Consider the following 23,038-nt stretch of genomic DNA (forward strand, 5'->3'; position numbering starts at 1 on the left):
GGGAGGAGAAGGTCTCCTGCCCGTTCGAGTACGGCGCCCGGCTGAACGAGACGATGATCCTGGGCATCGTCGCTCTGAAGGCCGACCAGCCGATCGCCTGGGACGCCGCCGCGGGCCGGGTCACCAACGTCGCTGAGGCCAACCAGTATCTGACCCGCGACTACCGGAAAGGCTGGGAGCTGTGAGGCTCTTCGTTGCGGCGGCGCTGGCGCTGATCGCTGCGAGCGCGGCATTCTCGCAAGCCATGAAGCCGGAAGACACCGAGCAGTGGACGCCGGTCCCGCCGATCGTGACGCCGGGGCCGCGCGCCTCCGACAAGCCTGACGCGCCGCCATCGGACGCCATCGTGCTGTTCGACGGCAAGACCCTGGACCAGTGGGTCTCCGCCAGGGACGGCTCGCCGGCGAAATGGATCGTCGGCTCCGGCGTGCTGACGGTGGACAAGAAGGCCGGCAATATCGAGACCAAGCGGCGCTTCCGCGACTACCAGCTGCACCTGGAATGGCGGGTCCCCAAGGGGGTCACCGGGTCCGGGCAGGGACGCGGCAATTCGGGCGTGTTCCTGGCCTCGACCGGGCCGGGCGACGCCGGCTACGAGCTGCAGATCCTCGACAGCTACAAGAACACCACCTACGTGAACGGCCAGGCTGGCGCCCTCTACAAGCAGCATCCCCCCTTGGCGAACGCCATGCGGCCGCCGGGCGAATGGCAGACCTACGACGTGGTCTGGACCGCGCCGGTTTTCGCTGCGGACGGGGCCCTGAAATCGCCGGCGCGGGTGACCGCCTTCCAGAACGGCGTCTTGATCCAGAACGATGCCGTGCTGGCCGGCGAGACGCTGTTCATCGGCAAGCCGTTCTACCGGCCGTACAAGGACGCGCCGATCAAGCTGCAGGCGCATGGCGACCCCAGCGCGCCCCTGAGCTTCCGCAACATCTGGGTCCGCGAGCTCGCGGGGCGGTAGCGGCGGCGAGGTCGTCCGGGCCTGATGTTCGGCTTCCGATCGTCTCACGATCGAACATGGTTACGGCGGGCCGTCGAAATACCACCTTCACCAGCCGCAACGTGCTATGGTTGACACATGCGATCGACATCAGAACGCGCGCCGGCGCGACCCCCCACGCCGCAGCGCGTCTCCCCTGCGCTCCGTCTCCGTGAACAGATCGAGAAGGCCGAGGCCGGCGGCGCGGACCGGGACCAGATGACGCTGCGGCTCACCCTGGGCGACGCCAGCCTTCTCAAGCGCGATCCGGGGATCGCCGTCTCGGACATCAGCTTCGACGGCGGGACCATGCGCTACCTGGGGGTCAAGGTGCAGGAAGGCGGCGTGGCCGAGAGCGAGCTCGTCACCGCCTGATCGGCCGCCCGCCGGCTAGACGTCGAGGTCGGCGCCGGCGAACTCGGCGTTCTCCTGGATGAAGCGGAAGCGCAGCTCGGGCTTGCGGCCCATCAGCGCTTCGACGAGGTCCGCCACCGTCTCCTCGGCGCGCGGCAGGGTGATCCGGGCGAGCGTCCGCGTCGCCGGGTCCATGGTGGTCTCCTTGAGCTGGGCAGGCATCATCTCGCCCAGCCCCTTGAAACGGCTGATCTCCGGCTTCTTGCCCCTGAACTCTGTGGCGAGCAGCGCATCGCGGTGCGCGTCGTCGCGGGCGTAGACCGCCTTGCCGCCGTGGCTGAGCCGATAGAGCGGCGGCAGCGCCAGGAACAGGCGCCCGGCGCGGATCAGGTCCGGCATGGTGCGGTAGAAGAAAGTGATCAACAGACTGGCGATGTGGGCGCCGTCGACGTCGGCGTCGGTCATGATGATGATGCGCTCGTAGCGGAGGTCGTCCTCCTTGAACTTCGCCCCGCCCTGGGCGCCCAGCGCCAGCAGCAGGTCGGCGAGCTCGCGGTTGCCGCCGGTCTTGTCGGTGGAGGCCGAGGCGACGTTGAGGATCTTGCCCCGGAGCGGCAGGATCGCCTGGGTCTTGCGGTCGCGGGCCTGCTTGGCCGACCCGCCTGCGGAATCGCCCTCGACCAGGAACAGCTCGGCTCCGTCGATCGCCGATCCCGAGCAGTCGGCGAGCTTGCCGGGCAGACGCAGCTTGCGCGTGGCCGAGGCGCGGGCCACCTCCTTCTCGCGGCGGCGCTTGAGGCGTTCCTCAGCACGCTCGACGACGAACTGCAGCAGCGCGCTGGCGGCCTTGGGCTGGGCGGCCAGCCAGTGATCGAACGGATCGCGCAGCGCGGTCTCGACCAGCCGCTGGGCGTCGCTGGACGACAGCCGCTCCTTGGTCTGGCCCTGGAACTCGGGATTGCGGACGAAGACGCTGATCAGGGCGCCGGCCTGCGCCAGCACGTCGTCGGCGGTGATCAGGCCCGCGCGCTTCTCGCCGATCAGCTCGCCATAGGCCTTGAGGCCGCGGGTGAGCGCCGCGCGCAGGCCCGCCTCGTGGGTCCCGCCCTCGGGCGTCGGCACGGTGTTGCAGTAGGACTGCAGGAAGCCGTCGGCCTCGCCGAAGCCGGCCGGGGTCCAGGCGATCGCCCATTCGACGGCGCCGGCTTCCCCCTGGCGCTCGTAGCGTCCGACGAAGGCCTCCGGCGTCACCGTCTCCAGGTCCGCGACCCGCTCGGCCAGGAAGTCGGCCAGGCCGTTGGGAAAGCGGAAGGTGGCTTCGGCAGGCGTCTGGTCGTGAATGCGGGACGGCTCGCAGCGCCAGCGGATCTCCACCCCGCCGAACAGGTAAGCCTTGGAGCGCGCCATGCGGTAGAGCCGGGCCGGGCGGAAGCCCACGCCCTCGCCGAAGATCACCGGGTCGGGACTGAAGGTGACCGCGGTGCCGTGCTTGCGGGTGGGGGCGATCTGGCGGATCGGGCCCAGCGGCTTGCCGCGGGCGAACACCTGGCGCCACTCGAAGCCGTCCTTCCAGGCGGTGACCTCGACGCGCTCGGAGAGCGCATTGACCACCGAGACGCCCACGCCGTGCAGCCCGCCGGAGGTCTCGTAGGCCTTGCCCGAGAACTTCCCGCCGGAGTGCAGGACGGTCATGATGACTTCCAGCGCCGACTTGCCGGGATGCTTGGGGTGCGGGTCGACCGGCACGCCGCGGCCGTCGTCGCGGACGGTGAGCGCGCCGTCGGCGTCGAGGCTGACCTCGATCAGCTTGGCGTGGCCGTTGACCGCCTCGTCCATGGCGTTGTCGAGCACCTCGGCGAACAGGTGGTGCAGGGCGCGCTCGTCGGTGCCGCCGATGTACATGCCGGGCCGTTTGCGGACCGGCTCCAGGCCCTCCAGGACCTCGATGTCCTTGGCCGAATAGGCCGAGGGATTGGCGCCGCCGACACGCGCCGGATCGGCGCGCGGCTCATGGCTCTCGGCGAGCGGCGCCGCGGGCGCAGGATTGAGCGCGTCGTCGAACAGCGAAGCTTGGGCGGCGGCCTTGGGGGGCATGGGTGCGAAGGTGCGGCGATTCTGGGAGCCTATCTAACCCCGACGCGGCGGCTGGCAAATGCGACGGGCGCCGCTTGTGTCGGGATCGGCTTGTCATCTCAAGCATTTGTGGCAAGCATGACTTAGGACGCGACCGCACGGGGGCCCTCGGCCAACAGAGATGCGGCGCGCAAGGGAGACGTGGGATGTCTGAAATGAGGGCCCGCAAGGGCTGGCCGGCCGAGCTGGTTCATATCGGCGGGACCGCGGTCGCCATTTTCGCCGTCGTCGCGGCCGGGGCGGGGCTCTCCGCCGTGCTCCCAGGACCGAGCTCGCCCTGGATGACCGCCGCCGCCTATCTGGCGCCCGCGAGCCTCGCCTTCGCCGCCTATTGGTGGGTGGCGCAGAAGCTGTGAGGCGGGCGTAGGTTCCGGTATTGTCCTTCGCCATCCGGGGCGCCGTGTACGAGGTGTGCAAGGTGTTGCGGGACGGCTTCTGGAAGCCGTTCCAAGTGCGCCGTGGTTCTTTTTGCGACGTCGACGCGTCGCACGCAGAAAAGGGCCGCGGGTTGCGACGCGGCCCTCGCTGCAGGTCTCAGGACATGACGCTTAGCACTTGAAGTACATGTCGAACTCCACCGGATGCGGGTGGAGCGTCAGACGCATGACCTCTTCCATCTTCAGCTCGATGTAGGCGTCGATGAAGTCGTCGTCCATGACGCCGCCCTTCTTCAGGAAGCCGCGGTCCTTGTCGAGAGCCTCGAGCGCCTCGCGCAGCGAGCCGCAGACCTCCGGCACCTTCTTCTGCTCGCGCGGCGGCAGGTCGTAGAGGTTCTTGTCCATCGCCTGCCCGGGATCGATCTTGTTCTCGATGCCGTCGAGCCCCGCCATCAGCAGGGCGGTGAAGGTGAGGTAGGGGTTGCCCATGGAGTCGGGGAAGCGGACCTCGATGCGCTTGGCCTTGGGGCTCTCCACGTGCGGGATGCGCACCGAGGCCGAGCGGTTGCGCGCCGAGTAGGCGAGCTTCACCGGCGCCTCGTAGCCCGGCACCAGCCGCTTGTAGGAGTTGGTCGTCGAGTTGGAGAAGGCGTTGATCGCCTTGGCGTGCTTGATGACGCCGCCGATGTACCAGAGGCAGGTCTCCGACAGGCCCGCGTACTTGTCGCCGGCGAACAGCGGCTTGCCGCCCTTCCAGATCGACTGGTGCACGTGCATCCCGGAGCCGTTGTCGCCGAACATCGGCTTGGCCATGAAGGTGGCGGTCTTGCCGTAGGCGTGGGCCACGTTGTGGATCACGTACTTATAGAGCTGCAGCCGGTCGCCCATGGTGATCAGCTCGGCGAACCTCAGGCCCAGCTCGTGCTGCGCCGGGGCGACCTCGTGATGGTGCTTCTCCGGCTCCATGCCCAGCTCGCCCATCACGGCCAGCATCTCGCCGCGCAGGTCCTGGGCGGAATCGATCGGGTTGACCGGGAAGTAGCCGCCCTTCGGCCCCGGCCGGTGGCCCATGTTGCCCTCGGGGTACTGCTTGGCCGAGGAGACCGGCAGCTCGGTGGAGTCGTAGGCGTAGAAGGTCTCGTGCGGGGCGGTGTTCCAGCGCACGTCGTCGAACACGAAGAACTCGGCCTCGGGCCCGAAGTAGACGGTGTCGCCCACGCCGGTCGCCTGCACATGCGTGAGCGCGGCCTGGGCGATCGAGCGCGGGTCGCGGTTGTAGGGGGTGCCGGTGTCGGGGTTCACCACGTTGCAGAACAGCGCCAGCGTGGTCTGCTGGTAGAAGGGATCGATGATCGCGGTGTTGAGGTCCGGCCGGAGCTTCATGTCGCTCTCGTTGATCGCCTTCCAGCCGGCGATCGAGGAGCCGTCGAACATGGTGCCGTCGGTCAGGAATTCGTCGTCCACCAGTGACAGGTCGAAGGTGACGTGCTGCATCTTCCCGCGCATGTCGGAGAAGCGGAGGTCGACGTACTTGACGTCCTTCTCCTTGATCTGCGCCAGGATGTCTTTGGCGGTCGGCATTGGTTTTCTGTCCCCTTTGGTGGTCTCGAATGAAGCGGGCTAGACGGCCGCGGCGCCGGTTTCGCCGGTGCGGATGCGCATGACGTCGATCACGTCGGAGACGAAGATCTTGCCATCGCCGATGCGGCCGGTGCGGGCGGCCCCGGCGATCGCCTCCAGCGCGCGGTCGAGCTGGTCGTCGGCGACCACCACCTCGATCTTGATCTTCGGCAGGAAGTCCACGACGTACTCCGCGCCGCGGTAGAGTTCGGTCTGGCCCTTCTGGCGACCGTAGCCCTTGGCCTCGATCACCGTCATGCCCTGGACGCCCAGCTCCTGCAGGGCCTCCTTCACCTCGTCCAGCTTGAACGGCTTGATGACGGCTTCGATCTTCTTCATGGCCCGACTGACCCCGGCGGCTCGCGGCGGACGGAGCACGGCCGGGCGGCCCGGCACAAGCGCGCGGGCGCCGCAGGGAGGCGCCGATGCGCATCCTCGGGGCCGGCGCCCAGGAATTAGGCGCCCGACGGTCAAAATCTGCACAGCCCCGGATCGGGGGCGGAGGCGCGATGTATGCGGGGATCAGCAGCGTCGCGGGGCTCGCCGATCGGCGTTTTGGGATCGGACGGCGCCTCGGAAGGGGCCGCAGCGGTGGAATTGTCGCAAGTCGGAGATTGCGTGACGCGCGCGAAGTTGGCAGCGGTGCTGAAGATTGCGGCGGAACGCGCCCATCCGCCGCTCCTCAGCGCTACGGAGTCCGCCCATGCCGCGCCTCTACCTGATCCGCCACGGACGACCGGCCGCCACCTGGGGGGGCGACGACGACGATCCGGGGCTGGACGAGGCCGGCCGCGCCCAGGCCGAGGCCGCCCGCGACTGGCTGCTGGCCCAGCCGGCGGAGCACCGGCCGCGGCGGGTGGTGAGCTCGCCGCTTCGGCGCTGCCGCGAGACCGCGGCGCCGACCGCCAGGGCGCTGGGCGTGGAGATCGAGGTGGATCCGATCGTGGGCGAGATCCCGACGCCTGCGGCGCTGCATCCGAGCGAGCGGGGGAGCTGGCTGCGCAAGGTGTTCCAGGGGACCTGGGCGGAGATCGAGGGCGACCTCGACTATGACCAATGGCGGCGAGAGATCGTGGGCGCGCTCCGCGCGCGCGGCGACACCGCGGTGTTCTCGCACTATGTGGCGATCAATGCGGCGGTCTCGCACCTGACCGGCGACGACCGCGTCTTGAGCTTTCGGCCCGACCATGCCTCGATCACCGTGCTGGAGACCGACGGCGGCGCGCTCACCCTGCTCGAGAAGGGCCGGGAAGCCGCCACCGGCGTGCTCTGAGGACGAGGTCTGAAAATCGGGAGCGAGGACCGGCTTGGCTGCGCGCCAGATCCTGACCGTCGCCGAGACGGCCGCCGCGGACCAGGCCGCAATGGCCGCGGGGACGCCCGGGACCGTGCTGATGGAGCGCGCCGGCACGGCGGTGGCCGACGCCATCTGCGCCCGCTTCCCCACCCAGGCGGCGACGGTGTTCTGCGGGCCCGGCAACAACGGCGGCGACGGCTATGTGGCCGCCCGGATGCTGAAGGCCCGGGGATGGGCGGCGGAGGTGCGCGCGCTCGCCGAACCGACGACGCCCGACGCCCGGAACGCACGCGGGCTCTGGGATGGGCCGGTCGCGCGGCTGGGCGGACCGGCGCGGCCGGGGCTCCTGATCGACGCCCTGTTCGGCGCCGGTCTCTCGCGGCCGCTCGCGGGCGAGGCCGCCGATGCGGCCCAGCAGATGTCGGAGGCGGCGGAGCGGGTCGTGGCCGTCGACGTGCCGAGCGGCGTTTCCGGCGACACCGGCAAGCCCCTGGGGCCGGCCGCCAGCGCCGCCCTGACGGTGACCTTCCAGGCCAAGAAGCCGGCGCACGTCCTGGAGCCCGGCCGCACGCGCTGCGGCGAGGTGGTGGTCGCCGAGATCGGCCTCGGCGCGACCGCCGCCCGCCTGTTCGAGAACGGCCCGGAGCTGTGGGGCGAGCGGCTCCCCTGGCCCACCGCCGCCAGCCACAAGCACGCCCGCGGGCGGCTCATCGTGGTCAGCGGCGAGGCCTGGAGCACCGGGGCGGCGCGGCTCGCGGCGCGGAGCGCCCTGCGGATCGGCGCGGGGCTCGTGACGCTGTTCTCGCCGCCGGAGGCACTGGCCGTGAACGCCGCCCACCTTGAGGCGGTGATGCTCAGGCCCTTCGAGACCGACCTTGAGCTGGAGCAGGGCGCAGCCGAGGTGGACGCCGCGGTGATCGGGCCGGCGGCCGGGGTCAGCGAAACCACGCTGCTGAACGTCCTGGCGCTCGCCCGCACCGGCGCGGCGCTGGTGCTGGACGCCGATGCGATCACGATCTTCCGCGACGACCCGGAGGAGCTGTTCTCGGTGCTCGATCGCGACGACGTGCTCACCCCGCATCCGGGCGAGTTCGAGCGTCTGTTCCCGGGGTTGCTCGCCGGCTCGCCGGAACGGATCACCGCGGCCAGGCGGGCGGCCGAGCGCGCGGGCGCGGTGGTGCTGCTCAAGGGCTCCGACACGGTGATCGCCTCGCCCGACGGGCGTGCGGCGGTGAACGTCAACGGCTCCCCCTGGCTCGCCACCGCCGGCTCGGGCGATGTGCTCGCAGGCTTCATCGGCGGGCTGGTGGCTCAGAACATGGAGAGCTTCGAGGCGGCCTGCGCGGCGGCCTGGATCCACGCCGAATGCGCCGAGCTGCACGGCGCCGGTCTGATCTCGGAGGACCTTCCGGGGCTCGCGCCGAGCGTGCTGCGCCGGCTGTACGAGGATCGCTGAGCCGGCTGTCCCCAGAGCCGTCCCCAACTCCGGCGCGGCCATCCACAGGCGTCGTCCGCGAGGCCTTGGCAGGCCTGCCGATTCGGCCTCAGGCTCGGGCCAACGAAAAATCTGCAGGGGAAACGTCCGATGAATTTCGACAGCCTCTCGCCGATGAGCCGTGCGCTCCTGGAGCAGGCCCTTCCCGGGGGTCTCCTGGTCAATGTGCTTTACCGGGACGGGGCGCGCCTGGAGACCGGATTCCAGCGCGAGCGGCGCTGCTTCGCGCTCGGCGAGCGCGGCTGGCTGGCGTTCCTGGGCTGGGAAGGCCGTCCGGCGGCGGACGGCGAATACGCCGCCCGCTGGGCGCTCACCGACCGCGCCCAGCAAGCGCTGCAGATCGCCGCCTAAGGTCCTGCCGTCAGCGCCAGGAGCGCAAAGGAGGCGAGCCAGTGCTCGCCCATGTAATCGCCCGCGACGTGCGGCAGGCTGGCCATCAGGTGCCGCCTCGCCGCCTGCGCCGCGACGCTCCGCAGCGCGCTGTCGTCAGGCAGGGCGGCGCCGATCTCGCGCCAACACCAGGCGCGCGACAGGTTGAGGCCGTCGAGGTGGGCGATCTTGCCGTCGGAGCGGTCGCTGACCACGGCCGGCGAGAACAGGGCCTTGGGCTCGCCCTTGGCCGCCCGCGGCAGGAAGCGCGCGAACCAGGCGCGGAATTCCTCCGGCGGCAGGAAGCGGCGCACGCATTCGGCCTCCATCAGGGTGGGCGAGAGAAAGTCGTCCAGCGACGGCTCCCAGGCAGGCGCATCGCGGTCGGCGAGATACCAATCGCAGACCTTCTCGCGAAACTGCCGGAGAAGCGCCTCGTCCCCGGCGGCGACGGCGTAATCATACCCGAGCGCCAGCGCGAACGCCGTCGAGGAGTGGGTCCCCGTGCGGATCGGATAGACCGCATTCGGCAGGAAGCCGCGGAAGCGGTCGGCGAAGGCCTCGGCCAGCGGCCTGAGCGCCGCCGCCCAGCGGCGGTCCTCCTGGCGCAGAAGTTCGGCCTGCAGCTCGAGGAGCCAGGCCCAACCGTAGGGTCGCTCGAAGCCGCGCGCGCCGGGCCGCTGCAGGTAGTGCAGCTCGCCGGCGACCTTCTGCGGCATGAGCATCTCGTCGAACAGCGCCCGGATCGCGCCGGCCTCGGGGACGTCGGGCTGCAGCCGCAGGAGGCTGGCGAGCAGCCAGTAGCCATGCACGCAGGAGTGCCAGTCGAAGCTGCCGTAGAACACCGGATGCAGCGCGCGCGGACCCTCGGCGTCCTCCGGGCCCGTCAAGACGTGGTCGAGTTTGTTGGGGTATTCGCGCGCGACGTGGCCGAGCGCGATCTTCGCGAACTGCGAGGCGAGCGCGGGGGTCAGCCGGTCAGCGGAAGGCGAGGACATACATCAGCCCCATGTTGGCGAGGAGCAGCACGAGCGCGGTCGGGATCTGGGCCTTGATCACCGCATAGCGGTCCTTGAGCTCCAGCAGCGCCGGCGGCACCAGGTTGAAGTTGGCGGCCAGCGGGGTCATCAGCGTGCCGCAAAAGCCCGAAAGCATGCCGATCGCGCAGACCGCGGCCGGGTCGCCGCCGAACCGCCTGATCAGGATCGGCATGCCGACGCCGGCGGTGAGCACCGGGAAGGCGGCGAAGGCGTTGCCCATGATCATCGTGAAGCCCGCCATGCCGAGGCAGTAGACCGCGATCGCCGCCGCGCGGGTGTCCACTGGCAGCCACCCGGTGACCAGATCGCCGATGATCTTGCCGACGCCGGCGAGCGCGAACACCGCACCCAGCGCCGCCAAGAGCTGCGGCAGGAGGGCGGCCCAGCCCACGATGTCCATCAGCCGACGGCCCTCCTGCAGGGGGCTGATCAAGGGCTGGTGGAGCAGCACGACCCCGACGCCGGTCGCGATCACCGCCGCGAGCGCCAGCGAGATCAGCGTCGCCTGCTTGGGATCGAGCAGCGGCTGGCCCGCGACCCGCAGCGGCTTCAGGACCAGCAGCCCGATCACCAGCACGACGGGCAGGCTGAGCGCCGGGGCGAACACCTTGGCGCCGAAACGCTCGGCGAGCGCGCGGCGCTCGTCGGGCGAGGTGGTGGCGGGCGCGCCGCGGCCGAGCCAGCCGAAGCCCGCGATCAGCGCCAGGCCCAGCACCAGCACGCCGTTGCCGAGGTCGCCCAGCCGGTCGCCGGCCAGGAAGCTCAGCGCCACCAGGCCCCAGAACGCAGCGTTGCCGAGCCGCCTGGGATTGTTCCGATCGGCTGCGCTCAGCACCGCGAAGGCGGCGAACACCAGGCCCGCCAGGACGTAGACGACGCCGAGCTTGATCACCCGCCCGCTCCGGCGCGCGGCTTGAGGCGCCGCTGAAGCAGGACGAGGCGCGTCCCGTGGATGAGCAGCGCCGCGACCGCCGTCGGGATCGCCCACACCGAGAGCTGCAGGGGATCGAGGTTGAGCCCGCTCTGGGCGAGGAAGCCGACCATCAGCAGGATCGAGCCGACCGCGATGAACACGTCCTCGCTGAAGAACAGAGCGATGTTGTCGGTTGCGGCCGCCCAGGCGCGGATGCGGTCGCGGGCATCCGGGTCGAGCGCGCCGGCCTGCTTCTCGGCGGCGGCCTCGGCCATCGGGGCGACCATCGGCCGGATGCTCTGGGCCTGGCCGGCGATCGCGGTGAGGCCGATGGCGGCAGTGACCTGGCGGAACACCATGTAGCCGATCAGCAGCGGCGCGAACGACAGCCGTCGGAAGCGGCCGATCAGCATCCGGGCCCGCTCCTGCAGCCCGGCGCGCTCGGCGACGCCGATCACCGGCAGCACCAGCAGGGCCGCGGAGACGAAGCGGTTGTCGTTGAACGCCTTGCCGAGAGCGGCCAGGACATGCAGCGGCGGGATGCCCGCGGTCCAGCCGGTGACCAGGGCGGCGGCCACCACCACCAGCAAGGGGTTGAAGCCGGCGGCGAAGCCCAGCACCACGACGGCCACGCCCAGCAGGGTCAGCATGGCGGCTCCTCGACAGCCAGCGGGGCGGGCATTCGAGCCCTATTGCGGCGCTGGGCGCAACCGCTCGCGGCCGGCGAGCCAGGCATCGGCGAGCCGGAGGAACCCGGCGACCTCGACGGTCTCGGCGCGAGCCTGCGGATCGAGGCCGGCGGCCCGGGCCAGGGGCTCGCCGCCGAGCGTCCTCAGGCTGGCGCGCAGCATCTTGCGCCGCTGGCCGAACGCCGCGGCGGTGACTTGCTGCAGCGCCTGCAGCCGGAGAGGCGAGGGGCGGTCGGCTCGCGGCGTGAGCCGCACCACGGCGGAGTCGACCTTGGGCGGCGGGGTGAACGCCCGCGCCGGGACCTCCATGACCCAGCGCGCCTCGGCCGTCGCCTGGACGATGACTCCCAACCGGCCATAGGCGGAGCCGCCGGGCGAGGCGGTGATCCGCTCGGCCACCTCGCTCTGGAACATCAGGGTGAGCGACAACGGCGTCCAGGCGCCCGTCAGCCACTTGATGAGCAGCGGCGTGCCGACGTTGTAGGGCAGGTTGGCGACCACATGCCCGGAGCCGCCGGCGAGCGCCGCTTCGTCGGCCTCGAGCGCATCGCCGATGATCAGCCTCAGGCGGCCCTCGGCCGCGGCGCCGAGCTCCTCCAGCAACGGACCGAAGCGCGCGTCCTTCTCAATGGCGACCACCCGGGCGCCGGTCGCCAGGAGGCCGCGAGTGAGGCCGCCGGGCCCGGGTCCGACCTCGATGACCACGTCGCCGGGACCGACCTCGGCCAAGCGGGCGATCTTGCGGGTGACGTTCAGGTCGAGGAGGAAGTGCTGGCCGAGCGACTTCCTGGCTGTCAGGCCGTGCGCCGCCAGCGCCTCGCGGAGCGGCGGCAGGCCGGCGAGGCTCACGAGCCCCGGCTCTTGGCGATCTGGTCGGCGAGCCGGATGGCGGCGATCAGGCTGTCCGGGCGGGCGATCCCGCGGCCGGCGATGTCGAAGCCCGTGCCGTGGTCCGGCGAGGTGCGCACGATGGGCAGGCCCAGCGTCACGTTCACGCCGCCCCAGAAATCCAGCATCTTCACCGGGATCAGCGCCTGGTCGTGATACATGCAAAGGACGGCGTCGTAGCGGGCGCGCATCTCCGGCGGGAACAGGGTGTCGGCCGGGGAGGGGCCGCTCGCCTCGACGCCCTCGGCCTGCAAGGCGGCCACGGCCGGAGCGATGATCTCGGCGTCCTCGCGGCCGAGCGCGCCGGCTTCACCCGCGTGGGGGTTGAGACCGGCCACGGCGAGGCGCGGATCGGCCACGCCGAAATCGCGCCGCAGCGCCTCGGCCGTGACCAGGCCGGCGTGGACGATCGCCTCGACCGACAGCAGGCCCGGGACCTTGGCGAGCGGTTCATGCACGGTGACCAGCGTGGCGCGCAGGTCGCCGGCGGTGAGCATCATCACCGGCCCGCGCGCGCCCTCGTAAGGGGCCGCCGCAGTGAGCTCGCCCAGGAATTCGGTGTGGCCGGGGAACTTGAAGCCCGCCGCGTAGAGCGGGGCCTTGGCGATCGGAGCTGTCACCACGCCGCTGACCGAGCCCGCGAGCGCCAGGCCGACGGCGCGCTCGATCCAGCCGACGATGGCCTCCGCTGCGGCGGGCGACGGCTGGCCGGCGACCACCGAGGTCCGAAGCGGCGAGTCCAGCACTGGCAGGGCGTCTGGGAAGACGGCGGCGGCCTCGCCCGGCCCCAGGATCCGCCTGAGCGCCACGCCGCCGCCTGGGGCGGCCGCGAGCGCGTCATGGTCGCCGACGACGAAGAAGGCCGGGCCTTCGTCCGAGAGGGCGCTCCAGGCCTTGACCGCGATCTCGGGGCCGATGCCCGCCGGATCGCCGAGGGTGAGGGCGAGGGGCCCTGCCGTCACCGGGTCTCGATGGTGGCGGAGCTGCGCAGGTCGCGCATATAGCGGCGTGCGATCATGCTGAGTTGCTCGCCGTAGAGCCGGTTCTCGATCTGGTCGTGATTGGGCATCTCGCTGCCGGCGGCATGGCGGCCGCAAAGCGCCACCAGGTGCAGGCCGACATTGGTGCGGATCGGCTCGGAGACCTGGCCGACCTGAAGGCTCTGGGCGGCGCTCTTGAACTGCGGCGCGAGATCGCTGATCTGCGCCTCGCCGAGGTCGCCAGCCACCACGCCGGGGGTCTTGGCCGCCGCCGCCTCCAGTCCGTTGCAGCCCTTGATCTGCGGGCGCAGGGCTTCGAGCTTGGTCCGCGCCGCGTCGATGTCCGCCTGGCTGGCGTTCTGCGGCAGGGCGATCGCCGCCTGCTTGAGGCTGACCAGGGTTTCGCCGGCCCCGGAGCGCTTGTCGCGCAGGTAGATGATGTAGACTCCGTCCTTCACCGGAATGGGGGCCGAGAGCTGACCGGGGCGCAGCTGCTCGAGCGCGGCGTCGACCTCCGGGGGCATCTCGCCCGGGCTGATCCAGCCGGCTTCGCCGCCCGCTGCGGCGGTGGGGGAGGCCGAGAACTGCCGTGCGACGGCCGCGAACGGCGCGCCTTGCTGCATCTGGGAGATCAGCTGCTGGGCGCCTTGCATCGCCTGGTTCATGCCGCCCACGCGCGAGGCGTCGATGAACACCTCGCTGACCTCGTACTGCGGCTTGGAGGCGTCGGCCTGGAGCATGGTCTGCACGGCCTTGATCTGGTCCTCGCCGATCCGCAGACGGCTGCCGTAGCGGCCGCGGATGTAGTCCCGCCAGCTGATCTGCGCCTTGAGCTGCTGCCTTATCGTCTCGGGGCTGACGCCGGCCTTGCCCAGGGCCGCGAGAAACTGCGGCTTGGTGGTGTTGGCCTGCTTCGCCATCCCGTCGAGCTCCTCCTCGACGTCCTTGTCGGAGGCGATGATCTTGAACTTCTGCTCCTTCTCGATCCGCTTCAGCTCCTGCATCTGCAGGTGCTCGTCGATCAGCGAGATCAGCGCCTCGCGCTCGAACTGCGGAAGCGTCTCCTGGGTGGGCTGCACGCCGGAGGTGGCGGCCAGGAGGCGCACGCGCTGGCCGAGGTCGTAGGTGGAGATGATGTCGTCGTTGACCACCGCGGCGACGGATTCCGACAACCCCTTCGGCGGTGCAGGCGCCGGCGCGGGTTCGGCGGCGGCCGGCGGCTGGGCCGCGGCGGGAGGCGGCGGGGCGGCGGCGCTGTCCGCAGTCTGGGCCGTCGCGGCGAACGCCGGCAGCGCGAACAGCACGGACAGGGTCGCGCTCCGCGCCGCCAGGGCGGTGAGGTTACAGCGGCGCATCATGGATAAAATCATTCCTTCGAGCGGCGCGCGGGCCGGCTTTCCTATCGGACGGTAAATGGTGAACCCAATGTGGCGAGCGTTAGGCGCAAGGCAATCGAATCCGCCGGGCCCAGGCGCCCGATGACCGTGTCCTCTCTCCTGTAGATCACATCTACACGCACGCAGTCGTCCCGGTAATAGACCCCGATGTCGCGGATCACCCAGGCGTGCTGGATCATGTCGCGGTTGCCGTACGCGGTGATGCCCCAGTTCTTGCCAACCGGCACGTCGCCGCCGAGCTCGAAGTTTTCGACCCGCTGGCCGGCGGGAACGACCGTCGTGCCGACCACCGTCGGTCCGAGCAGGTTGGAGTCGTCACGCAGGTAGCGGACGAACCCCGTGCCCCACTTGTTGGTCAGATTGACGCCGGCCTCCGCCCGATGGACCGACAGGTCGTCGGAATCCAGTCTCGCGCGGGCGAAGAAGGAGAGGCCCTTGATCGGCTGGGCGTCGGCCGCGACGATCCAGTCGGAAGCGCGCCCCTGCAGCCCGCTGGTGGCCGGGAAGACGGTGTTGGCCTTGTCCCGGAAGCTGCGCCCGATCAGCAGGTTGGCGCGCCGGCCGTCATCCCACAGGACTTCCGCGCGGCCGGCGACGTTCAGCCGGACGCCATCCTCGTAGAGGTCGTAACCGGGGAACTTGTCGGTCCGGAACAGGGTGGTCTCGTCGAAGTCGAAAGCGACGCTGTCCTCATTGAAGAAGACGGGCTGGCCGGAGGCGTCGCGGCCGATCAGGATCTGCTTGGCGCGCGGGGAGGCCGCGAGCTGCACCTGCGGCTCCAGCACCACCGTGAAGTCGGAGAACCGGCGGTAGAAGGGATAGGTGACGTTCGCCCCGGCCACCGCCAGGCCGCGCGTGACCTCGCGCGAGGTCGTCTGGGCGCCGACGCCGGTGAGGATGTCGCCCAGGCTGTAGGCGTCGGCCCGCACGTCGATGAACGGCTCGACCCGCAGGCCCGCGTCCGAGGTGAAGGCGCGTTGCCAGTTGACCTCGCCGGTCACACGTCGGCTGTCGAGGCCCGGCAGCCGCGCCGTCGGGTCCGTGGGCGACTGGTCGCGGGTGAGCGCCACGGCGCTGCCTGTCACCCGCAGGCGGCCGCCCAGAAGCTGGTCGGGATCGTCGTAATGCGCCTCGACCAGGGGCGCGACGATCGGGAAGGTGCGGTCGTTGTCGCCCGCCCGCAGCCCCTGGAAGCTCATCGCCGCGGCCGAGAAATAGGACGCCGTATCCTGGCGGGCGGCGTAGACTTGGCTGATCAGCCGCCGGTCGTCGGGGATGTAGGGGCCGCGCGTCAGATAGACGTCGCCGATCTGATACTTGTCGAACAGCAGCGGGTCGGAGGTGCGCTCGGCGGTGAAGCCCCAACGCCAGGTGTCGCTCACCTGGAAGCCGCCGCGGCCCAGGATGTAGCTGCGGCTGGTGCCATCGCCGAACTTGTGGCCGCTCGAATCGAAGTCGCGCTCGTAGGTGTAGCCGAACCGCAGATCGATATCGCCCGAGTAGAAGCGCTGCCGGATGCGCCCGTTGAGCAGCGGATTGACCTTGGTGTTGATCTGCGGGCTGAGGATCAGGTCGGTGGAGGGCGTCAGCGTGAAGAGGTAGGGCTGCTCGTAGGAGAAGCCGCGCCGGTCCGAGATCTGGAACTTCGGACCGAGCAGGCCCGAAACCCGCTCCGCGGAAGGATCCGCGTGCCAGAAGATCGGGAAATACAGGATCGGCACCCCGTGCACGAGGATGCGCGCGTGGCGGTAGTAGATGATCCGCCGGGGCTTGTCCTCGACCACCCGTTCGGCGGCGATCGACCAGGTCGGCTTGACCGCGTGGTTCTGGGCGCAGACCGGGCAGGGCGTGTAGATCGCGCGGTTGAGCTCCTGGACGTCCTCGGAGCGGCGGACCGCGGTCGCGCCGGCCAGCTTGATGTCCAGGGCGCCGAAGCCCGGGATGGTCTGCGGCATGCGGGTGGAGAAGCCCTGCGCCGCTCCCGCCTGCATCTTGTCGTCGAGCACCAGCTGGTCGGCGAAGTCCACCGAGCCGTCGGCGTTGATGACCTGCACGTGGCCGAAGGCGCGGATCACGCCTTTCTGGCCGTTCTCCCCTTCCTGGTAGACGACGCGGTCGGCCCGCAGCGTGCGGCCCTGATAGCGGACCTCCACCGCCCCCTGGGCGGTGGTGACCTTCTTCTGGTCATCGCGGATGACCTGGTCGGCTTCCATGTAGAGCTCGCCCGGCTGCAGTCCGTCCGGAGCGGGCGGCGGCGGGGGCGTTGGCCGGCCAGGACGCTGGGCCAGCGCCGGGCCGGCGCCGATCGCCGCGATCGCCGCGCCGACGAGCAGCGCGCGCTTGGCGGCAGCGAAGGGCGAGCGCCGGCGCAGACTCATGAAGCTCTCGGATCCCCTCTCCGCGACGCCGACGGCGCGAGCGCGACTATCGATGCATAGCCGCAGGGGCTGAGGATTCAACCGTCTTCGGTGAAGAACAGCAGGCTGAGGCCCGAGAGCAACGCCACCACCGCCGGCGCCCAGGCGGCGGCGAACAGCGGGATGATGTCGGCGCGCGCCAGGGCGCCCGAGAACTGGTTGAAGAAAAACAGCACGAAGCCCAGGGCGACGCCGGCCCCGGCGAGGCCCGCCAGGCCGCCGAGCCGCGCCAGCCTGAGCGAAAAGGCCGCGGCCAGGATCGCCATGGCGGCGTAGAGCAGCGGGGTCGCCAGGAGTTGCCAGAACCGCAGTCGGTAGCCCGCCGCCGAGAAGCCCGCCTGCTCGGTCAGCCGGATCGCCGCGGGCAGGCGCCAGAAGGAGATCGCTTCGGGGGAGGCGAACCGCTCCATCGCCGCCTCGGCGTCCAGGTCGGAGCGGATCGACAGGGTCTCTGAATGCACCGAGCTTTCGCCGGCGGTGGCTTCGCGGACGTCGCGCAGCTGCCAGAAGCCCGGCATCAGGCGCGCCTCGCCGGCCTCGATCCGCTGTCTGAACTCCGGCGCCCCGCTCGGGCTCTTCTGGTAGATGTAGAGCGAGACGCCGCGCAGCCGCACGAAGCCCTGCACGGTGTCGCGGGCCCGTGCGTGGATCACCATCTGCGTGCGGTCGTCGCCCTGCCGCAACCACACGTCCTGCGGGATGTCGCCCAGATAATTCTGCATCAGCTTCGCCCGTTCGATCTCGAAGCGGGCGCTGAGCGCGGAGGCCATGGGGTTGAGAACCAGCACGGTCGCGACGCCGATCGCGAACGCCGCTGCGGCGGAGGGCAGGATGAACCGCCAGGCCGAGACGCCCGCCGCGCGCATGGCGACCAGCTCGCTGCGCCGGTTGAGCCCGACATAGGCGCCGATGCCGCCGAACAGGAAGACGAACGGCAGCAGGATGAGCGCCAGGGTCGGGCCCCTGAGGATCGACAACCAGAAGATCTCCCCCACGCCGACGTCGGTGCGGATGCCCACCGTGCGCGAGAGGTCGACGAATTCGACCAGCAGGATGACAGCGGCGATCACCGCGAGCGCGGCGCCGACACCGCCCAGCACGCGGCCGAGCACGTAGCGCTCGATGCGGCCGGCCCCGATCATGCGGCCGCGGGCGCCATTCCGGCGGCGCGGGCGTGGCGCGGGGCGAGCCGGCCGGCGCGCTGCCGGAACACGCTGTGGAGCGCGATGGCGGTGGCGGCCACGGGCAGGGCGTACTGCAGCACGTTGAGCCACGCGCTGCTCTCGCAGGCGGCCTGCACGATGAACCCGAGGATCCGAACGGCCGCCGCGGCGGCCGAGGTGATGGCGATCCGCCGGCCATAGCCCATGCGCGAGAAGCCGCCGCCGATGATCGCCGACAGCGCCATGGCCATGAAGGCGATGTCGTAGAGCGGCGTCGCCAGCCGCGCGTTGCCCTCGGCGAGCAGCCCCTTGCGGTTCCGCCGCTCCCAGTCCTGGGTCAGGTCCGGGAAGAACAGCTCGTGCAGGTAGCGGTCGGAGGGCTTGTAGTGGACGAGCTCGTCGGTGTTGGCGAGCGGCGCGAGGTCGAACGCATACTCGTCGAAGGTCAGGTAGTTCAGCACGCCCTGGTTGGAGAAGGCCTGCGTCGAGCCGTTCCGCAGGATCAGCACCGGCCGGCCGAGCCGCTTGGCGAGATGGCCGCGGTCGGCCATGTAGGTGGTCGCCGAGCCGTCGGACTTGGTCTGGTGGATGAACAGGTTGCGGAAGTCGCCATTGGCGTCGACGCTCTGGGCGTAGACCGTGAGGCCCGGCGCTGGCTCTGTGAATTCGCCTTCGCGGACCAGGGTGGCGGCGAGATCGGTCCTGACCTGGAACAGCTCGTCGCGCATGGCGCGAGCGGCGGCGGGCTGGATGAACAGGTTCAGCACCAGCGCCAGGAAGGCGACGCTGGCCGCCAAGCGCATGGCCGGCGAGATCACCCGCCAGCGGCTCATGCCGCCGGCGAAGCAGACGACGATCTCCTGCTCGGTGTGCAGCCGGTTGAGCGCCACCAGCGCGGCCACGAACACCGCGATCGGCAGCACCAGGTTGATCAGCTGCGGCATGGCGAGCAGCGTCACCTTGAGGAACACCAAGGCGCTCTGCCGCTGCTCGACGATCAGGTCGAGGGCGGAAAGGCTCTGACTGAGCAGCGCCACGACGGTGAGCGCGAGCACGGCGAGCACGGTCGGCCCGAGCAGCTGGCGCAGGAGGTATCGGTCGATCAGGCGCATGACGAGAAAATGGGCGAGAGCCGGAGGATTTGCCGCGCCGCGGCCGCGAAGCTGTTCTAAATCACGCGTCGCCGCCCCGCACAACCGGCGCAAGGTCACGCCGTCGGGGGCGGGCTGACGCAGCTCAACAAACCCGGAAGACACCTGATGGAAATCCAGTTCGTCGCGGCCGACGCCGCTCTGCCGCCGAAGAGCGCGCTCGCCCGGATCGTGTTCGAGGGCGCGGGGCTGGACGGCCAGCTGGCGCGCGCGGCGGGAGCCAGCCGCTTCACCGGCGCCAAGGGCCAGACCCTGGATGTCCTGGCGCCTGAAGGGACCGAGGCGCAGCGGCTGGTGCTGGTCGGCGCCGGCAAGGCCGAGGCGTTCGACGCGATCGGCGCCGAGCATGCGGCGGCCGCCGCCTTCCACGCCGTGAAGGCCTCCGGGCTCGAGGCGCTGCGGGCGGAGCTGCCGAGCGCCGACCCGCAGCTCGCCGCCCGCGCCGCGCTCGGCGTGCGGCTGGCGAGCTACCGGTTCGACAAGTACCGCACCAAGGAGCCGCCCGAGAAGAAGCCCACGATCGTGCTTGCCCAGGTGGCGGGCGGCGATGCGGACGCGGCGCTGGCGGCCTTTCCGCCGCTGGCGGCGCTGGCCGATGCGGTGGCCTTCACCCGCGACCTGGTCTCCGAGCCGGCCAACGTCCTCTATCCGGTGGAGTTCGCCCGGCGCGTGAAGGAGCTGGAGAGCCTCGGCCTGGAGGTCGAGATCCTCGGCGAGCAGGCGATGCAGGCGCTGGGCATGGGCTCGCTGCTCGGCGTGGGGCAGGGCAGCGCGCGCGAGAGCCAGCTGGTGATCATCCGCTGGAACGGCGCCGCGGACCCGAAGGCGCAGCCGCTCGCCTTCATCGGCAAGGGCGTCTGCTTCGACAGCGGCGGCATCTCGATCAAGCCGGCCGAGAACATGGAGGACATGAAGTGGGACATGGGCGGGGCGGGCGCCGTCACCGGGCTCATGCACGTGCTCGCCGGCCGCAAGGCGAAGGTCAATGCAGTCGGCATCCTGGGCCTGGTGGAGAACATGCCCGATGGCGGGGCCCAGCGCCCGGGCGACGTGGTGACCTCGATGTCGGGCCAGACCATCGAGGTGATCAACACCGACGCCGAGGGCCGGCTCGTGCTGGCGGACGCCGTCTGGTATTGCCAGGACCGCTTCAAGCCACGGTTCATGGTCGACCTGGCGACGCTCACCGGGGCGATCATCGTCGCGCTGGGCCACGACTACGCTGGCCTGTTCTCCAATAACGACGAGCTGTCGGGCGCCCTGCTGGCGGCCTCGGGGGCGGAGGGCGAGCCGCTGTGGCGCATGCCGCTGCCGGATCCGTACAACCGGCAGATCGATTCCATGATCGCAGACGTCAAGAACACCGGCGGCCGGCCGGGCGGCTCGATTACGGCGGCGTTGTTCATCCAGAAGTTCGTCAACGGCCTGCCCTGGGCGCACCTCGACATCGCCTCGGTCGCCTGGAAGAAGCCGTCGAGCGTGCCGACCATACCGGAGGGCGCCACCGGCTTCGGGGTGCGGCTGCTGAACCGCATGGTCGCCGACCGCTACGAGGCCTGAGGCGCCGGCGCGTGGCGCGCTTCCTCCTGCTTCACAGCCCGCTGCTCGGCCCGGCCAGCTGGCGGCCGACCGGCGAGGCGCTGCGCGGCAGGGGGCATGCGGCGGAGACACCCGCCTGGCCGGCCCTGGCAAATCTCAGCGGCGGCTTCTACCCGGGCCTGGCGGACGGCCTGGCGGAGCAACTGGAGGCCGACGAGGCGCCGATCCTCGTCGCCCACAGCGGGGCGGGCGCGCTGGTCCCCGCGCTGGCGGCGCGGCTGCCGGCGCTCCGCGGCGCGATCTTCGCCGACGCCATCCTGCCGCATCCCGGCCGGAGCTGGTTCGACACCGCCCCGCCCGAGCTGAGCCAGCAGCTCCGTCTCGCTGGCCGGGAGGGCTGGCTGCCCCCGTGGGATGCCTGGTGGCCGCCCGGCGCGATTGAGCGGCTCGTGCCGGATGCGGATCTCCGCGCAGGGCTGCTTTCCGAGGTCGCGCCTGTGCCCACCGGCTATTTCGAGGAGGCCGCGCCGGACCGGTCGCTCACATCGCCGGCGGCCTATCTCAAGCTCAGCGGCGCCTACGAGGACGAGGCGGAGGCGGCGACCCGGCTTGGCTGGCCGGTGATCCGCCTGCCGCTCGATCACCTGGCGCCGCTCACCCGGCCGGCGCCGGTGGCCGCCGCCCTTGAGAGCCTGGCCGAGCGGCTGGGCGGCTAGCCTCGTCTGGCTGTTTGGGTGTTCGGTGTCGATGACAACGTCGGAGACCATGGAGGAGGGCGCATGCAGGAGGTCGCTTCGGGCTTCGGCCTGATCGAGGGTCCCGTCTGGGATCCGCAAAGGGGACTTTACTTCAGCGACGTGCCGAACGGCGGCGTGCACCTCCTGGACCGGGCCGGCGAGGTCTCGCTCGCCGTGCCGCGCCGGCGCGGGATCGGCGGCATCGCCCTGCACGCCGCGGGCGGGCTGATCGTCGGCGGCCGCGACGTGGCCTACGTCGACTTCTCCGGCGCGCTGCCAAAGCCGATCCTGACCCAGGCGGCGATCCCCGGCTGCACCGGCTTCAACGACCTGACCACCGACGCAGCGGGGCGGATCTACGTCGGCTCCCTGGCCTTCCGGGTGTTCGGCGGGGAGGAACCGCAGCCGGGCGCGCTGCATCGGATCGAGCTGGACGGGACCGTGCAGACGCTGTCCGGCGGGGTCATGCTCACCAACGGACTGGGGTTCTCGCCGGACGGGCGGCGGCTCTACCACTCGGATTCCAGATCCTCGCTGGTGCGGGTCTACGACGTGGCCGGAGACGGCTCGGTGGGCGAATGGCGCGCCTTCGCCCGGTTCGAGGCGGGCGGCGTTCCGGACGGACTGAAGGTCGCCGCCGACGGTTCGGTGTGGGTCGCCGATGCGCGGCGCGGCCGGGTGGCGGTGTTCGAGCCGGACGGGAGCCACCGGCGGGACCTCCCCGTTCCGCTGCCGATGGTCACCAGCCTGTGCTTCGGCGGCGACGACCTGCAGGAGCTTTATGTGGTCACCGGCTCCGACGGCGCCCCGAACGAAACCAGCGGGACGGTGTTCCGCCTTCGGGTGGAGACCCCGGGCGTGCCGCTGCCGCCGGCCCGCGTGGCGATCCCTTAGCTGCCCCGCACGCCCCAGGCCTGCGCCAGGCCGACGAGGGTCAGGATCAACAGGGCGAGGCTCGCCAGCATGCCGATCTGGAAACCCGTGCCGCGGCGTTCCGGCGCGGCCATGTAGCCGCTGGAATAGACCAGCCGGCCGGCGATCCAGACCAGGCCCACGGCCGCGGGCGCCCAGGTGAAGCTGCGCAGGAACAGGGTGGAGAGCCACAGGAGCGGCAGGAACAGCACCAGCTGCTCCATGGTGTTCATCTGCACCCGGTAGGCGCGCTCGAAGTCCGGATGGCCGCTGACCGCCGGCGCCTCGATGCCGTGGCGGTGCCGCAGCAGCCCGACGCGCAGGCCCATCCAGAAGGTGACGAGCAAGGCGACGACCGTGACGGCGCCGCTCAGGACGGCGCCCGTGGTGATAGTCATGGATTCCCCCGTTGGAACCGCCGGGCGTCGAATCGCCCGCGGCGCAGCATACGCCTCTGCTCGGCCCGCGGCCGCGCCACAACGAACAAGGCCCCGGAGGGCCCGGGGCCTTGCAGCGCAACCAGCGGCCCCGATGAGGCGCGTCCTTCCCCAGGACGCTAAAGCCGCGCTTGATCAACGAGCGCCA

Annotated in this window: 23 protein-coding genes; 10 read left to right on the plus strand and 13 right to left on the minus strand. The window is 70.9% G+C overall.

Annotated elements, in window-relative coordinates; genetic code table 11:
• From Q0W60_RS11785 to Q0W60_RS11795, 3 genes are all read left to right on the plus strand, one after another.
• On the plus strand, positions 1-185 hold a 185-nt coding region (locus tag Q0W60_RS11785), incomplete at its 5' end, for a hypothetical protein (RefSeq protein WP_297695794.1).
• Positions 182-964: a DUF1080 domain-containing protein gene (locus tag Q0W60_RS11790; protein ID WP_297695796.1), complete on the plus strand. Its 783-nt coding sequence runs from the start codon at positions 182-184 to the stop codon at positions 962-964. The genes Q0W60_RS11785 and Q0W60_RS11790, both read left to right, overlap by 4 nt.
• 117 nt (positions 965-1,081) lie before the next feature.
• Positions 1,082-1,357: a hypothetical protein gene (locus tag Q0W60_RS11795; RefSeq protein ID WP_297695797.1), complete on the plus strand. Its 276-nt coding sequence runs from the start codon at positions 1,082-1,084 to the stop codon at positions 1,355-1,357.
• A 15-nt stretch (positions 1,358-1,372) separates the two neighbouring features.
• On the opposite strand, the gene parE is transcribed toward Q0W60_RS11795, so the two are convergent.
• Entirely contained in the window at positions 1,373-3,430 is a 2,058-nt protein-coding gene (parE, locus tag Q0W60_RS11800; protein WP_297695799.1) for a DNA topoisomerase IV subunit B, read from the minus strand.
• A 185-nt stretch (positions 3,431-3,615) separates the two neighbouring features.
• On the opposite strand from parE, the gene Q0W60_RS11805 reads away from it, so the two are divergent.
• On the plus strand, positions 3,616-3,825 hold the full coding sequence (locus Q0W60_RS11805) for a hypothetical protein (RefSeq protein WP_297695801.1): 210 nt from the start codon (positions 3,616-3,618) through the stop codon (positions 3,823-3,825).
• A gap of 192 nt (positions 3,826-4,017) precedes the next feature.
• On the opposite strand, the gene glnA is transcribed toward Q0W60_RS11805, so the two are convergent.
• Both glnA and Q0W60_RS11815 read right to left on the minus strand, forming a co-directional pair.
• Positions 4,018-5,427, minus strand: a complete 1,410-nt coding sequence (gene glnA / locus Q0W60_RS11810) for a type I glutamate--ammonia ligase (RefSeq protein ID WP_297695803.1) — start codon at positions 5,425-5,427, stop codon at positions 4,018-4,020.
• Positions 5,428-5,466: 39 nt separating this feature from the next.
• Positions 5,467-5,805 carry a P-II family nitrogen regulator gene (locus Q0W60_RS11815; protein WP_297695805.1) on the minus strand — a complete coding sequence of 113 codons (339 nt, stop codon included), beginning with the start codon at positions 5,803-5,805 and terminating at the stop codon, positions 5,467-5,469.
• Between the two features lie 364 nt (positions 5,806-6,169).
• On the opposite strand from Q0W60_RS11815, the gene Q0W60_RS11820 reads away from it, so the two are divergent.
• From Q0W60_RS11820 to Q0W60_RS11830, 3 genes are all read left to right on the plus strand, one after another.
• On the plus strand, positions 6,170-6,739 hold the full coding sequence (locus Q0W60_RS11820; protein WP_297695807.1) for a histidine phosphatase family protein: 570 nt from the start codon (positions 6,170-6,172) through the stop codon (positions 6,737-6,739).
• 34 nt (positions 6,740-6,773) lie between these two features.
• Positions 6,774-8,219 (plus strand): NAD(P)H-hydrate dehydratase, encoded by a 1,446-nt coding sequence (locus tag Q0W60_RS11825; RefSeq protein ID WP_297695808.1) that lies wholly within the window; start codon positions 6,774-6,776, stop codon positions 8,217-8,219.
• Between the two features lie 129 nt (positions 8,220-8,348).
• Positions 8,349-8,609 carry a hypothetical protein gene (locus Q0W60_RS11830; protein WP_297695810.1) on the plus strand — a complete coding sequence of 87 codons (261 nt, stop codon included), beginning with the start codon at positions 8,349-8,351 and terminating at the stop codon, positions 8,607-8,609.
• On the opposite strand, the gene Q0W60_RS11835 is transcribed toward Q0W60_RS11830, so the two are convergent.
• The 9 genes from Q0W60_RS11835 to lptF form a co-directional block, all read right to left on the minus strand.
• Positions 8,606-9,625, minus strand: a complete 1,020-nt coding sequence (locus Q0W60_RS11835) for a DUF2891 domain-containing protein (RefSeq protein ID WP_297695812.1) — start codon at positions 9,623-9,625, stop codon at positions 8,606-8,608. The genes Q0W60_RS11830 and Q0W60_RS11835 overlap by 4 nt on opposite strands.
• The gene (locus tag Q0W60_RS11840; RefSeq protein ID WP_297695814.1) at positions 9,606-10,559 is read right to left on the minus strand and encodes a DUF979 domain-containing protein; all 954 of its coding nucleotides are present in this window, start codon (positions 10,557-10,559) and stop codon (positions 9,606-9,608) included. The genes Q0W60_RS11835 and Q0W60_RS11840 overlap by 20 nt, the downstream gene beginning before the upstream one ends.
• Positions 10,556-11,230 carry a DUF969 domain-containing protein gene (locus Q0W60_RS11845; protein WP_297695816.1) on the minus strand — a complete coding sequence of 225 codons (675 nt, stop codon included), beginning with the start codon at positions 11,228-11,230 and terminating at the stop codon, positions 10,556-10,558. The genes Q0W60_RS11840 and Q0W60_RS11845 overlap by 4 nt, the downstream gene beginning before the upstream one ends.
• Positions 11,231-11,269: 39 nt before the next feature.
• Entirely contained in the window at positions 11,270-12,118 is an 849-nt protein-coding gene (rsmA, locus tag Q0W60_RS11850; protein WP_297695818.1) for a 16S rRNA (adenine(1518)-N(6)/adenine(1519)-N(6))-dimethyltransferase RsmA, read from the minus strand.
• On the minus strand, positions 12,115-13,119 hold the full coding sequence (gene pdxA / locus Q0W60_RS11855; RefSeq protein ID WP_297695820.1) for a 4-hydroxythreonine-4-phosphate dehydrogenase PdxA: 1,005 nt from the start codon (positions 13,117-13,119) through the stop codon (positions 12,115-12,117). The genes rsmA and pdxA overlap by 4 nt, the downstream gene beginning before the upstream one ends.
• A complete protein-coding gene (locus Q0W60_RS11860; RefSeq protein ID WP_297695822.1) occupies positions 13,116-14,495 on the minus strand; it encodes a peptidylprolyl isomerase in 1,380 nt (459 codons plus the stop codon). Before Q0W60_RS11860 ends, pdxA begins: the two co-directional genes overlap by 4 nt.
• Before the next feature lie 41 nt (positions 14,496-14,536).
• Entirely contained in the window at positions 14,537-16,912 is a 2,376-nt protein-coding gene (gene lptD, locus Q0W60_RS11865) for an LPS assembly protein LptD (RefSeq protein WP_297695824.1), read from the minus strand.
• Between the two features lie 77 nt (positions 16,913-16,989).
• Positions 16,990-18,093 carry an LptF/LptG family permease gene (locus tag Q0W60_RS11870; RefSeq protein ID WP_297695826.1) on the minus strand — a complete coding sequence of 368 codons (1,104 nt, stop codon included), beginning with the start codon at positions 18,091-18,093 and terminating at the stop codon, positions 16,990-16,992.
• Positions 18,090-19,226, minus strand: coding sequence for an LPS export ABC transporter permease LptF (gene lptF, locus Q0W60_RS11875; protein ID WP_297695828.1), 1,137 nt, complete (start codon positions 19,224-19,226; stop codon positions 18,090-18,092). Before lptF ends, Q0W60_RS11870 begins: the two co-directional genes overlap by 4 nt.
• Before the next feature lie 147 nt (positions 19,227-19,373).
• On the opposite strand from lptF, the gene Q0W60_RS11880 reads away from it, so the two are divergent.
• The 3 genes from Q0W60_RS11880 to Q0W60_RS11890 all read left to right on the plus strand — a co-directional run bounded on the left by Q0W60_RS11880 (position 19,374) and on the right by Q0W60_RS11890 (position 22,435).
• Positions 19,374-20,825 carry a leucyl aminopeptidase gene (locus Q0W60_RS11880; protein ID WP_297695830.1) on the plus strand — a complete coding sequence of 484 codons (1,452 nt, stop codon included), beginning with the start codon at positions 19,374-19,376 and terminating at the stop codon, positions 20,823-20,825.
• An 11-nt stretch (positions 20,826-20,836) separates the two neighbouring features.
• Complete coding sequence (locus Q0W60_RS11885; protein WP_297695832.1) at positions 20,837-21,520, plus strand: hypothetical protein; 684 nt, start codon at positions 20,837-20,839, stop codon at positions 21,518-21,520.
• Positions 21,521-21,583: 63 nt separating this feature from the next.
• Complete coding sequence (locus Q0W60_RS11890; RefSeq protein ID WP_297695834.1) at positions 21,584-22,435, plus strand: SMP-30/gluconolactonase/LRE family protein; 852 nt, start codon at positions 21,584-21,586, stop codon at positions 22,433-22,435.
• Here the strand turns inward: Q0W60_RS11890 and Q0W60_RS11895 are convergent.
• Complete coding sequence (locus tag Q0W60_RS11895; RefSeq protein WP_297695836.1) at positions 22,432-22,851, minus strand: MAPEG family protein; 420 nt, start codon at positions 22,849-22,851, stop codon at positions 22,432-22,434. The two genes, Q0W60_RS11890 and Q0W60_RS11895, sit on opposite strands and share 4 nt — an antisense overlap.
• Positions 22,852-23,038 lie beyond the last annotated feature (187 nt).

It is taken from the genome of Phenylobacterium sp. (assembly GCF_025934275.1).
In the GTDB taxonomy this organism is placed as follows: Bacteria; Pseudomonadota; Alphaproteobacteria; order Caulobacterales; family Caulobacteraceae; genus Phenylobacterium.

What these genes read in the sequence shown, in the direction of transcription:
- Q0W60_RS11795 (WP_297695797.1), top strand. Translation starts at nt 1,082, where the DNA reads ATGCGATCGACATCAGAACGCGCGCCGGCGCGACCCCCCACGCCGCAG.
- parE (WP_297695799.1), bottom strand. Translation starts at nt 3,430, where the DNA reads ATGCCCCCCAAGGCCGCCGCCCAAGCTTCGCTGTTCGACGACGCGCTC.
- Q0W60_RS11805 (WP_297695801.1), top strand. Translation starts at nt 3,616, where the DNA reads ATGTCTGAAATGAGGGCCCGCAAGGGCTGGCCGGCCGAGCTGGTTCAT.
- glnA (WP_297695803.1), bottom strand. Translation starts at nt 5,427, where the DNA reads ATGCCGACCGCCAAAGACATCCTGGCGCAGATCAAGGAGAAGGACGTC.
- Q0W60_RS11815 (WP_297695805.1), bottom strand. Translation starts at nt 5,805, where the DNA reads ATGAAGAAGATCGAAGCCGTCATCAAGCCGTTCAAGCTGGACGAGGTG.
- Q0W60_RS11820 (WP_297695807.1), top strand. Translation starts at nt 6,170, where the DNA reads ATGCCGCGCCTCTACCTGATCCGCCACGGACGACCGGCCGCCACCTGG.
- Q0W60_RS11830 (WP_297695810.1), top strand. Translation starts at nt 8,349, where the DNA reads ATGAATTTCGACAGCCTCTCGCCGATGAGCCGTGCGCTCCTGGAGCAG.
- Q0W60_RS11835 (WP_297695812.1), bottom strand. Translation starts at nt 9,625, where the DNA reads ATGTCCTCGCCTTCCGCTGACCGGCTGACCCCCGCGCTCGCCTCGCAG.
- Q0W60_RS11845 (WP_297695816.1), bottom strand. Translation starts at nt 11,230, where the DNA reads ATGCTGACCCTGCTGGGCGTGGCCGTCGTGGTGCTGGGCTTCGCCGCC.
- Q0W60_RS11860 (WP_297695822.1), bottom strand. Translation starts at nt 14,495, where the DNA reads ATGATGCGCCGCTGTAACCTCACCGCCCTGGCGGCGCGGAGCGCGACC.
- lptD (WP_297695824.1), bottom strand. Translation starts at nt 16,912, where the DNA reads ATGAGTCTGCGCCGGCGCTCGCCCTTCGCTGCCGCCAAGCGCGCGCTG.
- Q0W60_RS11870 (WP_297695826.1), bottom strand. Translation starts at nt 18,093, where the DNA reads ATGATCGGGGCCGGCCGCATCGAGCGCTACGTGCTCGGCCGCGTGCTG.
- lptF (WP_297695828.1), bottom strand. Translation starts at nt 19,226, where the DNA reads ATGCGCCTGATCGACCGATACCTCCTGCGCCAGCTGCTCGGGCCGACC.
- Q0W60_RS11880 (WP_297695830.1), top strand. Translation starts at nt 19,374, where the DNA reads ATGGAAATCCAGTTCGTCGCGGCCGACGCCGCTCTGCCGCCGAAGAGC.
- Q0W60_RS11890 (WP_297695834.1), top strand. Translation starts at nt 21,584, where the DNA reads ATGCAGGAGGTCGCTTCGGGCTTCGGCCTGATCGAGGGTCCCGTCTGG.
- Q0W60_RS11895 (WP_297695836.1), bottom strand. Translation starts at nt 22,851, where the DNA reads ATGACTATCACCACGGGCGCCGTCCTGAGCGGCGCCGTCACGGTCGTC.